General features: G+C 58.7%; 7 protein-coding genes and 6 pseudogenes. 5 read left to right on the top strand and 8 right to left on the bottom strand.

Annotated elements, in window-relative coordinates:
• A pseudogene (locus tag E4K65_RS45240) lies at nt 1–521 on the top strand (IS256 family transposase); the annotation flags it as partial.
• Nucleotides 522–828: 307 nt separating this feature from the next.
• Here the strand turns inward: E4K65_RS45240 and E4K65_RS45235 are convergent.
• Both E4K65_RS45235 and E4K65_RS45225 read right to left on the bottom strand, forming a co-directional pair.
• A pseudogene (locus E4K65_RS45235) lies at nt 829–2039 on the bottom strand (IS110 family RNA-guided transposase).
• 1029 nt (nt 2040–3068) lie between these two features.
• Nucleotides 3069–3851, bottom strand: a complete 783-nt coding sequence (locus E4K65_RS45225; RefSeq protein WP_135179582.1) for a CmcI family methyltransferase — start codon at nt 3849–3851, stop codon at nt 3069–3071.
• A 465-nt stretch (nt 3852–4316) separates the two neighbouring features.
• On the opposite strand from E4K65_RS45225, the gene E4K65_RS45220 reads away from it, so the two are divergent.
• A complete protein-coding gene (locus tag E4K65_RS45220) occupies nt 4317–4517 on the top strand; it encodes a transposase (RefSeq protein ID WP_135179583.1) in 201 nt (66 codons plus the stop codon).
• A gap of 383 nt (nt 4518–4900) precedes the next feature.
• Here the strand turns inward: E4K65_RS45220 and E4K65_RS45215 are convergent.
• Nucleotides 4901–5458, bottom strand: a pseudogene (locus tag E4K65_RS45215) (transposase); the annotation flags it as partial.
• 98 nt (nt 5459–5556) lie between these two features.
• Between E4K65_RS45215 and E4K65_RS45210 the strand changes: the two are divergent.
• Nucleotides 5557–6494 (top strand): annotated as a pseudogene (locus tag E4K65_RS45210) (IS630 family transposase).
• A gap of 1 nt (nt 6495) precedes the next feature.
• Here the strand turns inward: E4K65_RS45210 and E4K65_RS45205 are convergent.
• A complete protein-coding gene (locus E4K65_RS45205) occupies nt 6496–8169 on the bottom strand; it encodes an MFS transporter (RefSeq protein WP_135179581.1) in 1674 nt (557 codons plus the stop codon).
• Nucleotides 8170–9230: 1061 nt separating this feature from the next.
• Between E4K65_RS45205 and E4K65_RS45200 the strand changes: the two genes are divergently transcribed.
• Nucleotides 9231–10580: an LLM class flavin-dependent oxidoreductase gene (locus E4K65_RS45200; RefSeq protein WP_135179580.1), complete on the top strand. Its 1350-nt coding sequence runs from the start codon at nt 9231–9233 to the stop codon at nt 10578–10580.
• A 94-nt stretch (nt 10581–10674) separates the two neighbouring features.
• Here the strand turns inward: E4K65_RS45200 and E4K65_RS49890 are convergent.
• The 4 genes and pseudogenes from E4K65_RS49890 to E4K65_RS49295 form a co-directional block, all read right to left on the bottom strand.
• Nucleotides 10675–10953 (bottom strand): annotated as a pseudogene (locus E4K65_RS49890) (hypothetical protein); the annotation flags it as partial.
• A gap of 215 nt (nt 10954–11168) precedes the next feature.
• On the bottom strand, nt 11169–11291 hold the full coding sequence (locus E4K65_RS49665; protein WP_283813940.1) for a site-specific integrase: 123 nt from the start codon (nt 11289–11291) through the stop codon (nt 11169–11171).
• A gap of 116 nt (nt 11292–11407) precedes the next feature.
• Nucleotides 11408–12085 (bottom strand): annotated as a pseudogene (locus E4K65_RS45190) (tyrosine-type recombinase/integrase); the annotation flags it as partial.
• Nucleotides 12082–12288: a site-specific integrase gene (locus tag E4K65_RS49295; protein ID WP_235886040.1), complete on the bottom strand. Its 207-nt coding sequence runs from the start codon at nt 12286–12288 to the stop codon at nt 12082–12084. The pseudogene E4K65_RS45190 and the gene E4K65_RS49295, both read right to left, overlap by 4 nt.
• 280 nt (nt 12289–12568) lie before the next feature.
• Here E4K65_RS49295 and E4K65_RS45180 point away from each other — a divergent pair.
• The coding region (locus tag E4K65_RS45180; protein ID WP_135179579.1) for a transposase at nt 12569–12842 on the top strand (274 nt) is incomplete at its 3' end.

The following is a 12842-nucleotide window of genomic DNA, read 5'->3' as shown; positions in this document are numbered from 1 at the left end:
TGTGGATCGACGCCACCTACGTGAAGGTGCGCCAGCAGGGTCGCATCGTGTCGGTTGCGGTGATCGTCGCAGTCGGGGTCAACAGTGACGGCCGCAGAGAAGTGCTTGGGATGGATGTCGGCCCCTCCGAAGCGGAGACGTTCTGGACCGCGTTCCTGCGCAAGCTCGCGCGGCGCGGCCTGCGCGGCGTCAAGCTCGTCGTCTCCGACGCCCATGAGGGGATCAAAGCCACGGTCGGAAAGGTTCTCAACGCCACCTGGCAACGCTGCCGCGTCCACTTCATGCGCAACGCGCTGGCGCATGCCGGCAAGAGCGGGCAGCGCGTCGTCTCGGCCTTCATCGCCACCGCGTTTGCCCAAGACGATGCGGAGGCCGCCAAGGCGCAATGGCGCAAGGTCGCCGACCAGCTCCGCCCCAAGCTTGCTGGCTTCCTGGACAAGGCCGAGACTGACGTGCTGGCCTATATGACGTTCCCACCGCAGCACCGGACCAAGCTGCATTCCACGGATGAGATGGACAAGCGCTTTTTTTTGTCCGAGACGACGATTGCGGAAATCGTTCTACGTCCATTCTTTTGTTCGGCCCCACTGCGGGCCATTCTTCCGTCCCGGCCACCGATCTATCAGCCGCCGCGCGCAGGGCCGGTCAAGGCTGGCCGCATTTGCGGTCACCGCAAGGCTTGGCCTTGACCGGCCCGAGCACGGTGGCACGCTGCGTGGAATGGGACTGAAGCGGCTGGAAGTTGCCGTCAGCTATGATTATGTTTGTCGGGCGCGGGCGACCTCGTGGCGAAGCGTGGCGAGTCGGCTGCAAGCGTCACCGGACTGCCTATTTTGTCTTGCCGGATTGAGGCGCCCGCGCGCCGGTTTTTGGTCGCCGCGCTTTCCATTGCGACACGAATCGTTCGTAGCTTCGCTCCGCCTGGGCGGCAATCAACATCTCGCGGTCGCGCAGCGCCTTGATGTTGTAGGCATAGGCTGGTCCACGACGGCTGCCCTTCTGCTGCGGATGTCCGGCTTGTATCGCGCGGGTCTTGTTGGCGACCAGCGCAGGGCGCGCCCACACGTAATCCTCGCCCTTCGTCAGCAAATGCCAGCAGAGCACCGTGAGCTTGCGAGCCACGGCCACCGCGGCGATCTGATGGCCGCGCCGGGCGCGGATGCGTACGAAAAAAGCATGCAGTGGACCGGGCGCCTTGGCCGCTGCCCAGGCCGCCTCGACCAGCATAGCGCGCGCGTGACTGCGGCCGATCTTGCTGATGCGACCGTGATGGGCGGCTCCCAGTCCGGACTGCAGCACCCGCGGGTTCAGCCCGAAATAGCTCACCAGCTTCTGCGGGCTGCTGAACCGGCTGATGTCGCCGATCGCCGCACGATCCCGGCAGCGACTGTCACATTCACGCCGGTGATCGTCATCAATCTGTTGACCGCGGAATCGTCGATTGCGTCCTGAGCGATCTTGCGGTCGAGCAGGGCCAAGTCTTCCGCCAGCCGGTCGAGCTCACGAACGTGCCGATCGATCGCCGCGCGCTCATCGTCCGGCAACTGTTGAGCGGCCAGCCACGCCCGGCCGCGGGCATTGAAAAGATCGGCATGCGGGCACTTTGGGATCAGGTGCGCATGCAGGATTGAATGCACTTCGTTCTTGAGCCGCGTGCGATGCCGCACGACCTGGTAGCGCCGCGCCACTAACCTGCGCTTGCGTTCGGTCTCCGCATCAGGCGTCCAGATCTGCGGCAGGTAGCCCGCCGCCTGCAGGCTGGCGAGTGTACCGGCGTCGATCTTGTCAGTCTTGACGTGCGCCTGAGCGATCGCCTTCACCTGCAACGGATTGGCGATAATCACCCGGGCCACGAATGGCGCCAGCACCCGCGACACCGCCATGCTATTTCCGGTCGCCTCGATCACCACTTCGTCGGTCGACCGCAGACTCTTGCCCATCCCTTCAAGGGCGGTCCGGGTCATGTCGACCCGGCCGGCATGTCGAAGGATGCCGTCTTCCCAGATTACCACCTCGCCGAAGGTTCGGTGAACATCAATACCAATCACGCGTCGCATCTGCGCGTCCTCCCTTCCGTTGGTTATAGCGGGAGCGGCGGGCGACACGACAACTACGGATTCGCACTCACGGCGCAACCGGGCGAGTCGCAGAGGCGGCCAGCTACTAACACGAGCTCTCGGCTCATCGTGTGTATCGGCCTGCCCGCACCTTCGTGCTCCCGGTGCCTCTGTCCCGATGGTCGCACCATACGCCACGATGTAGAACACCGCAGCGGAACGTTGGCACCGAGAAATCTCATACCGGTTACCAATCCGCTCGAACGGGTCAACGGCGAGATCACGCGGCGGACCGAAGTGGTCGGGACGCATGCGCTTCGCAGCCAAATTGTCGCGCTGTAGGCAGCCGGTGCTAGAAGTCAACTCGACGCAGAAGCATTGTTAGTAGCGCTTCTCGATCCAGCGGGCGCACAACACCTCATCGACAGATTGTGCATGTGTTTCAGAATGAGCAGACTGGTGACAAGCAGCGTTGGCAGCCAGGCTGCGTCGGACCGTCTTGGCACACAGAATCAAAGCACTCATCCAGAAAGTTCCCGCCAATTAGCGACGTCAATGGCACCAGCGGGACGCCCACAATCGAGCGCACGAAGCAGCAGGTCCTCCTGACGATCGTCCCGCGTTGCTAATCACATCCAGGACGACACACCAAATCGCACCTAAACACCATCGAATATTTGATAGAGAAAACTTCGCCCATCTGTTTCAGGCTGACCTGCATTCGCCACGGGCAGCTATCTCGCCATCGAGAATACCGGCGTTTGTGGGCGCCGGCTGGTTGAATGGACCGCCGCGATAGGCAGCCTTGCAGTCCGGCGCGCGCTTTGCTGGCTACCGCGCCGACCCAGCAAAGCGCATCCCGCCGTCACAGAAGCGTCTTCCACATCAAAGATCGGATTCGCTGAATGCCGCCCGATCTTGCGGCCGCGCACGATTCTACCCGAGCGCACATTGCATCGCGCAGCTATGAGACCGATGATGTTCCTGGCCCGGTACTTCATCGGCGCAGGCTTACGACTTTCGAAGCCATGCATTTGAAGCACAAGTAACATTGGTCCCAAACGCATCAGTGTAGTAAGTATCGATTAAGAATCCTGCTTGCTCGATCAACTGGAAGCCATCGATAAATTCTCGATTCGCGTGCACAGGATTGTCTTCGATTACATAGTAATCTCCTGACACCAGAAAGTCGTTCAGGTAGGAAAACACAGAAAATATCTGCACGTGCGCGTCGTCGATCACAAGCCACGGATGAGGCAAGCTGATCAGCATATCTTTGTCGAAGTTGGTGACGTCAGAAAGGTCTATTTGATGAAAGGTAAGTAGTGGATGCTTTCTTGCCCTCTCATGGACAATTTTGCTATACAAATCGAAGGAGTGAACTTCGCCGAGCTTCTCACAAAGCACTGACATTTTATCAGCGAACCACAGTCCGCTGCCACCCTGAGCTGAACCGAGTTCTAGAATTGTCCTCGGCTGAAGTTCCCAAATGAGCCGTGGATATAGAGCCAGATCAAAAGGTGTTTTGTAGATTACCAGCCCTTTATAAGTCATGGCCAAAGCTCCAATTTTTGTGAAACGCTGGTCAGCAATAAATGGGTAGATTGACGACATCCAGTTTCGATCGGACGGCTTTGCAAAACGGTCAGAATGATCAGCATTCAGGACAGCGTGTATTCCGGCAAGCGTCCTCGAGCCAAAAAGTTGCCCGCCGAATCCGCTAGGGCCCATCTGATCGGGATAGTTCTTGTTGCAAGCGTCCCAAAAAGCCTTGTGTTCGGAAGCGAATTTCATAGGTCGATCTCCGTCTGCATCTATCTCGCTATCCAAGCAACCGGCGTGCCATTCGCGGAGTGCGGTGCACGCTTCTTAACGAGAGCGAAAACGCGTAGGTAGTTGGCGTGCTCACAGCAATAGTCGGCGCGCTTTGTCGGGTTCGGGACATTCGGCGCAATCAATCAGACATTGAGGACAGCAAAGCAGCTAGTGTCCCAAGCCAGAAATTCGCAATTTTACGAGCGTTGGCTTGAGCATTGTATCGGCAGAGCCACGGAAGCGAGGGTGTCGTTGGCGGCCCAAGGTCCCTCGCCATGTTGGTAAATTCGTTTCCGCGATCGATGCCATGACGCCGCCTTCCTGAGCTAGCTCGACGGATCCTGCGACTACTCGTCGAAGGTAGCGCTGCTCGACCGAGAGCTCCACGGTGCGCCAAGGAGGATAGAAGCGATGCGGCTGCTGACGATCCCAGGAATTTGACCGATCACGGCTACGGCGCTCGTTGTCCTCGCGCCGACAGCCCAAGCCTTCAAGAGGGGATGCGATTTTGCGGCATGGCTGGGTCTTACCCAACTGCAGCGTTCCACCGGCGGCAAGCAGAAGCTCGGCAAGACGTCACGCATGGATGAGCGAACTCCTCGCCGACTGCTGACTATCGGCGTGAGCGCGGCCGTGCTGGGATAATGTGCAAAGGCTCGACAGCGGATCCTTGGCTTGCGTGCATGCTTGCCCGCAAACCGCCGATGCTGATTATCGCCCCTCGCTAACAAGATGCCGCGCATACCTGGCATTGGATGGCGAGAGGCGGAACCTATCGGGCTCGAGCTGCGGAAGGAGTTCCGCGGCAGGGACCGTGAGAGTGTGAGAAGGTCAGCCGGAGAGTATGGCGCGACGCCTCACGGACAGGAATCGGGAAAAACCAGATCATGGATACGCGCCTCGAGCACGCGAGGTTGAATTGGACCCGTTCCGCGCACTCCCATACGGGCGGCATGTGACAGCCGCAGCAAAAGGCCGGACACGTTTCAGCATCCCGACCACGCTTCGTGCTCTTTGAAAGAGTCTTCAGCGACCCCCTCAGGGATTTGATCATCGATCTCTTCGAGGAACTTTCTTCAAGAACTTGGCAGCCCGATGCCGCTTGTAGCATTCGCCAATGACAAACTCTGAAGCGACATCGAAGCGCGGGCAGCATCATCGGCAACACCAATCACTCTTGATCGAGTGCCAGGTCTGAGTCTTCTCATCGACGCTTAGAACAATGGCTCCGTTCGGTGGGACAGGTAACGCCCGACAATATCGCGCACCTTGTCGACGAATAGCGGATCGCTCGACAGTTTAAACGGCCTGGCTGCGGTGCGGCTGCAGGCCGAATGCCGTCCACATCGGCGGATCGTAGTGTAGGAAAGACCAGTTTCTGCGGCCATCGAGCGGATCGGCCAGTGCGTCGCGTCCGGCAGCGTTGTGCGTAATGTCCACTCGATTACCACAGCAACCTGGTCGTTGTTGATGGCTCGGGGGCGACCACGGCGAGCTTCGTCAAGCTGCGCATTACAACGATCCTTCAGGAGTCGGCCGCGCTACTTGCCAACGGTGTGTTCGTGGACGCATAGTTCAGCAGCTACGAAAAGGGGCTGTCGCGCTTTGCGATGAGACCGGCGTCGAAGCCACTGGCCCACCCTCAACCACAATGCCCTGACAAATCGGCATCTGATTTCGTCGGGTGAGCGATGATGAGCGAGCGGAACTGAAGTCGCTGACGATGCGACGAAAGACGGCTCAGGCGCTGGCTCTGAGAGCCCGGATCGTGCTGACCTGCGCAGAAGGTGATCAGAACAAGGAAGTGGCGGCCAAGCTGGCCCTGGATCGACAGAAAGGTAGGCAAGTGGCGGCGGCGTTTTATGGAGCAGCGCGTGGCCGGGCTACACCACGAGCCGCGCTCCGGCGCGCCGCGCACGATAGACGATGCCCGCATCGAAGCGGTGATCGTGAGGACATTGGAGAGTTGCCCTGAGAACGCCACCATTGGAGCTCCCGCGACATGGCGAAGACCAGCGGCGTGTCGGTGTCGACGGTGCAACGCATCTTGCGGGCCTTTGGGCTCCAGCCGCACCGGATGGAGACGTTCAAGCTCTCGACCGATCCGAACTTCGTGGCCAAAGTGCGCGATTTCGTGGGCCTCTACGTCTCGCCGCCGGAACCTGCCATCGTTCTGTGTGTGGATGAGAAGTCCCAAATCCAGGCGCTGGACCGCAGCCCGCAAGTTTCTCGACGAGATCGAGGCTGCCGTACCGCGCGAACTCGACGTCCATCTCGTCATGGACAATTACGTCACGCACAAGACCCCAATGATCCGGAGATGGCTGGCCAAAAGGCCGCGTTGGCACGTGCACCTGACCCGACCAGTTCGTCATGGCTCAACCAAGTTGAGCGCTTCTTCGCGCTCCTCACTCATAAGAAGATCAGGCGCGCCGTCTATCGCAGCGTAGCCGCCCTCAGGGCCGACATCGCCTCGTTCATCGAGCGACACAACGCAGATCCCAAACCGTTCCGATGGCCAAATCCGCCGAAGACATCCTTGCTTCCATCGAGCGCTTCTGTCGTTACAATGCCTCGGCAAAACAAGATCCAATATTGCGAACTTCTGGTTCAGGACACTAGCCTAAGGCGGCCCTTGACCGCGCGCCACTTCCTTTGCAGGGCGTTCAGGTTCTTCCTCCTTCCGGCGTACCGCCCCAAAGGGCCGCTCCAGCATCCGGCGGACTCGCACGGGCTCTGGACCGATATGAAAGGCCGTTGCCTGCCGATCTAGGGCGCGCTCCGACTTGGTCGAACGATTGCGCTGTCGCAGATAATCTAACCATGTCGGACAGTGATAGCGTTCAGTCCACAGTTCGGGGTCGGCAATGTCACGTGCAATAGACCAGCCATAAGCGCCGCTGCGCTGACGGTACAGCTGCACGTCCTGCATCATGCTATGAAAGGCCCGTGCGTTCTCCTGCGCTACGCGATATTCGATCTCGACCACCAGCGGCCCACTTCGCCCAGTAAGCGCAACTCGTACTTCGGGATCGGCGAGCATCTCGGCGTCTTGCTCACGAGAACCAATGCCGGGCATCGGCAACCAAAGCCCCAAGGCCAATGATACCAGTATCAACCCGGCCGAGATCAGAAGGGTTGTTGGTGCACCCGCCACGTCAGCTAGGGAGCCCCAAACCCAGCTGCCGAGGGCAATCCCGCCTGATCCCGCCGCCTGATAGGCGGCAAGCGAACGGCCCGCAACCCAGCGTGGCGCCGACAGCTGTATCCCGATATTGAACAAAGCCGACGTAATCATCCACACGGCTCCCCCGAGGAACAGCGCGGCGGCCGTCAATATCGGCTCGCGGCTCAGCGCTACTGCGATGATCGTTCCGCTCATCAACAGTGTGCAGGCAAGGATTGCCTCCTCGGCGCTCATGAGCTTGCGCACCTTCGTGATATTAAGCGCGCCGACCACGGCGCCGAGACCAAAGGCGCTCAACATGACGCCATAGATCTGCGCGCCGCCGTGAAGAACGTCGCGCGCTACAAACGGCATGAGCGCGATGAGCCCGCTAGCGATCACTCCCGACACCATGGAACGAGCCAGTACGATCTTGATCGACGGCGAATTAAGGATATAGCGAACGCCCGAAATAATAGCGCGTTTAAGCTTTTCAGGCGGCAGACGCGAAGGCTCGGATATTCGCTTCCAGAGGTACAACACGACGATCAGCGGGAGGTAGAGCAACGCGTTAAGTGCAAATGATGCCACCGGACCCGCGGTCGCAACCACGATGCCGCCGATGGCTGGTCCTACGCTGCGCGCAATGTCGTAGCTGATGCTATTTAGCGCGACCGCAGCTGGCAGCGTTTCCGAAGGAACTTGCTCACTCACTGAGGATTGCCAAGCCGGATCCATCAGCGCGATGCCGCTACCGATCAGGAAGCAGAGTGCCAGCAACAGGTTCGGTGTCATCAGTCCTAACCAGCCGAGCATTGCCAGCGCGGTGGCGCCGGCGAGGGCGATACCGGCTGAAATCAGCGCCACAATACGCCGGTCGTGCACGTCGGCGATCGCGCCGGCTGGCATCGCGATCAACATAACCGGCAACATCAGCGCGGTTTGCACCAGCGCGACTTTATCGGCCGACGATGTCATCTGCATCATCGCCCAAGCCGCTCCGACGCTTCGAATCAGGGCACCCAGATTGGCGAGCACGCCAGCCAACCAAATGCGCCGGAAGGTGATATAGCGAAGTGGCGCAGTTATCCCTTGGGCGCTAAACGTTGGGGACTTAGACGAATTGGTCATCGCAACTCCAGCTCGCGCCCGATGGCCTGATTCTAGACCAAGTCGTTGACGGTTCGGGACGGATAAATCAAAGGAATGGGTGAGCGTTTTTCAGTCGAACCGCAGATGAACCTCCGCCAAGTTCTCGTCGCTTGCATCGTGCCGTCAGGGGGGATGGGCCACGACGATCGGTTGAGACCTCTTATTGGTCCAAATACATAAGGCGCTAATCCATAAATCAGAGGAAGATGCTCGGTCAATCGTTTGACACAACCTCGATTGGAATGGCAAAGCCCATCTTCACCCGGTCCAGTATAACCATGGTCTTGAATCGTTTGATACTCCGGATTCTCGTAGAAGAATTGTCGGATAAACTGCTCAAAGTCTTCCATGCATGCGCGCCGCAATGTAGAGGACAAAGTCCGCGTCGTCCGTAATGTAAAATCCGTTTACGACTTCTCCTGATGATTGATTGTCTTCTTGAGTCTTTCAATGATGCCCGCACGCTCTCGCTGACTTACCAGCACTTTGAATACCGATAGCCCGCGGCGGAACGATCGAGATGCCGGCCTCGATGAGGCCTTCCAAGCGGACTCGTCGCGGGCGCAAGGAAATCGAGCGTGTCGGCAGCTTCGAAGAGGCGCTTGAGCCGGTCATTCGCATGATGGCCGAGTGTCACTAGTCTAATTTGAACTCCATTGCCGCGCCGGCGCCGTAACCTCCTTCTCCGATCGAAACGTCAAATCTCTGCTTAGACTAGGTGCGCTTTCCCTCTTGCTGACTCCCGCAGCTCGGAAGCGGCGCAGTGCAAGAAAAACAGAGTTTCTGGAATCGATGACGCTGCCAACGCGAGCGGGACGGCCGAAACCCCGACACCACTACCACGCTTAGTAGGTCCGTTGTTGTCGATTCTCAGGTAAGTCAGTCTAGCCAATTTGGTCGCATGAATAAGACATGAGTGCCCCCTCGAAACTTCGTGTCGCTGTGAAAAGTCACGCGTTGAGCTCGCACTGGCGCAAATAAACGCGGCACCCCACCTGAACGAAGGGCGTGAGGATAAAACAATCGGACGGAGATTAGGCATGGGACGCAATAATGAGATGAAGCTCGGACTGTATCTCGCTTGGGCGGGATATCACGAAGGTGCATGGCGCGATCCGAGCGCGCCAGCCAATGGCGGAGTTAATATCGACCATTATGCTCATCTCGCAGAACTTGCCGAAGGTGCGGCGTTTCACTTTGTATTTCTCGCCGATCACCAAGGCGTGATAGATCATCCAACGACCATAGCTCGTGCGGCTCGTAACGATGGTCTCGAGCCAATTACGTTGTTATCGGCGCTTTCATCGAGAACACGGAACATCGGCCTTGTCGGGACAGCGACGACGACCTACTACCAACCTTATCATCTCGCACGCATGTTCGCATCACTTGACCACTTATCGCAGGGGCGCGCAGCCTGGAACATTGTCACGTCGGCAATGAATTCCGAAGCCCACAATTTTGGCGACAAGGAACTGCCGGATCATGAGAGCCGCTATGCCCGGGCGAAGGAATTCGTAGAGGTTGTCAAGGGTCTGTGGGATACGTGGGAAGACGACGCCTTCATTCGCGACAAGGAAAGTGGTGTTTACGCTGACACTGCAAAGCTGCACGTGCTTAACCACCATGGGAACCACTTTTCAGTGAAAGGTCCGCTGAACATCGCAAGGCCTCCGCAGGGCCATCCCGTATTGGTTCAGGCCGGCGCGTCCGCTGCGGGGGTGGCTTTCGCTGCAGAAGTCGCCGAAGTCGTGTTCACCGCCGAACCGCGCTTAGAGAACGGCAAACAATACTACGCAACTCTCAAAGGGAAAGCGCGCGCATTTGGACGAGCGGACGATCAGGTGCTCGTCATGCCGGGCATTGTCCCGATCGTTGGTAGGACGAAGCATGAAGCGTCTGAGAAGCTTCAAAGATTACAATCTTATACGCACATTGATGTGCTAATTGGGGCGGCGGAGCTTTGGCTGGGTTCTGTCACCGATCTGCGTTCAATAGATCTCGACTCGTTCGTCCCGGATACGTTGCCCCAGACGAATTCGATCCAAAGCCGTCAAAAGTTGCTCGTCGACTTGGCAGTCCGTCAGAAATTCACCTGGAGACAACTAATCCACTTGGTATCGGACAGCAGGGGCCATCTATTGGTTGTTGGAACACCAGAGGAAATTGCCAACGTAATGGTGGATACATTTGATCAACACGCAGCTGACGGCTTCAACGTGTTGCCCGCGACTATTCCCGGCGGACTCAAGGATTTCATTGAGCTCGTCGTTCCTGAATTGCGCCGACGAGGAAAATTCAGATCCAGATATTCTGGACAAACCTTAAGAGAGAACCTAGGCTTTAAGCGGCCAGTCAATCGATTCACACGGGCCAGCGGTCGTCAATGAAAAGAATGCACGGGATTCGGGTGTACGCCTTCGGGGGCGGATTGATAACGTCTTGGCATCAGATCTAGTCTTACTGCATCATGAATTTCGATAGCTACTTTGACTTGAGATGCAACAGGGACATTGAAGATAGTCTGGACGCGAGAGCGGCGCTCAATTTTCGCTGAACGGTCGCGATCGAGTTTAGAACGTATCGTTCAGGCCGCAATGGCGGACCCCTCGGGCGATAGGTTTCGGGCATTGTAATTTCTTTGTAAGCGTCGTTCTCAGGTGATGGCTTTGAGGGATTGAGTGCGGTAGGCTCAGGGCTGCGGCTGGTCGATGCCGCGGTCGGAGGACCGTTGCTGATCCTCGTCAGGACGTCGGCATGGTAGGCAAGCGGGTCGACGTCGTTGAGCTTGCAGGTTTATGTGGCTGTCAAACTATGTCGAATGGTTCTAGCAAGCCCGCCGTTTGGACGGGCTTACCGCGATCGAGCGATCGTCGTGCTGATTCCGTTCGGCATAGCCTGGCCTCATACAGGGCCTCGAAAAAAGTGAGCAGGCGGTCACGTGGCTGAGAGCGAGTTCGCTTGCGGTGCTCGTACAACTAGAGCTTTGCGAGGGCTACTTCCTCGAGTGCGTGTAGATAGGTCTGCGTCGTTTCGATCGACTCATGACCGATCCACAGTACGATGAACAAGCAATCGGCACCTGCTTGCAGCAGCTCCATCGCAGGGCTGTACCTGAGCACGTGCGGCGACACCCGCTTGGACGCCATGACGGACACCTCGCGCTGGCGATACGCACATGCTTGACCAGAAGCGCCTGGATGCTGTCGGCGCTAAGCGACCGCCGTGCATGTTGGGGAACAACGCGTTTGCGGTGTGGCGTGCCGGTTCCTTGAGCCATGGCTGGAGGGCGCCCTGCGCGTGCGCGGTTAGCGGCGTGCATCGTTCCTTTCGAGCTTTTCCGATGCATCGCACATGCGCGCCGGCCGAGGTGGACGGCGTCCCTGTCGAGGTTGATCAGCTGGGAAAGGCGCAAGCCGGTCTGGGCCGCAAGCAGCAGCAGGGCATTATCACGACGTCCGAGCCATGTCGAGCGATCTGGGGCGGCGAGAATCGCTTCGATCTCGGGCCGCGTCAGGAAATGCACCTGCCGCTTGTCATGACGCTTGCTTGGTATCGCCAAGACGCGCTGGATCAGGGCGCTGCGAGCCGGCTCCTCGAAAGATACGAACCGGAAGAAGGAGCAAATGGCTGCCAGACGCAAGTTGCGCGTCTTGACACTGGCGCCTCGCGTCGTCTCGAGATCAGCAAGGAACGCGCTGACAAAAGGCGCATCAAGAATCGTCGAGGGCCAGGATCGACGGCCGTTTGCGGAGCCCTGCCTGTGCAAACGGGAACAGAAGCCGGAACGTGTCTCGGTAGTTGCGATCGTGTTGGCGCTGACATTGCGGTGGCGTATCAGCCGCACGGTGAGGTAACGCTCGATGAGCGCGGCGAGGTTGCTGCTCGACTTCATGGCTTGGCATCCGAGCGCCGGTCGAAACGCCGGGCCGCCTCTTCCATCAGTTCCGGACAGGCCGAGAGATACCAATAAGTGTCGCGCACGCGTGCGTGGCCGAGGTAGATGGAAAGCGCCGGAAGCTGCTGCTCGACATCGATCCTGTCGCGATACCAGCCGAGAAGTGTGCGGATGGCGAAGCGATGCCGGAAGTCGTGCACGCGCGGCCCGCTATAGTCGCCGGAGGGCGCTGGCTGATCTCACGGGACAAGCGCCAGAAAACACGATGAACATACTGGTGCAGCAATCGGCCGCCGCGCTCAGCCACGAAGAAGCGTGCGCCGCAACGTGACCCGAGGTAAGCATCCCGCCGTTTGGTATAGCGGCGGAGAGCCGATCGGGTCGTTGGATGCAACGGAACTAGCAGGCTGTTGAAAAAGGCGCTCGGCGCCGACCGGCGACCATGATTCATTGGCTTCCGATGCGATTCGGAGATGGTGCGTGCGCGGCGGCGACAATCGAACAGGAGAGCTGTTTAGCTACGTTGATCTGGAGGCGCGGGTGCGGCGTGATCATCCGCTGCGAGCGATCCGGACAATCGTGAACGAAGCGCTGGCGGTGCTGGAGCGCGAGTTTGCCGCGCTCTATTCGCCGATTGGGCGGCCGTCGATCCCACCGGAGAAGCTGCTGCGGGCGATGCTGTTGCAGGCGTTTTATTCGATCCGGTCTGAGCGGCTTCTGATGGAGCGGTTGGAATATGACCTGTTGTTTCGCT

The organism is Bradyrhizobium niftali, assembly GCF_004571025.1.
GTDB classification, from domain to species: domain Bacteria; phylum Pseudomonadota; class Alphaproteobacteria; order Rhizobiales; family Xanthobacteraceae; genus Bradyrhizobium; species Bradyrhizobium niftali.
Note: the sequence above shows the minus strand (reverse complement) of the source record. Positions and strands in the feature narration are given on the sequence as shown.

Coding starts and splice junctions, on each gene's coding strand:
- E4K65_RS49665 (WP_283813940.1), bottom strand. CDS start 11,291: ATGGAGCTGCTGCAAGCAGGTGCCGATTGCTTGTTCATCGTACTGTGG.
- E4K65_RS45200 (WP_135179580.1), top strand. CDS start 9,231: ATGGGACGCAATAATGAGATGAAGCTCGGACTGTATCTCGCTTGGGCG.
- E4K65_RS45205 (WP_135179581.1), bottom strand. CDS start 8,169: ATGACCAATTCGTCTAAGTCCCCAACGTTTAGCGCCCAAGGGATAACT.
- E4K65_RS45225 (WP_135179582.1), bottom strand. CDS start 3,851: ATGAAATTCGCTTCCGAACACAAGGCTTTTTGGGACGCTTGCAACAAG.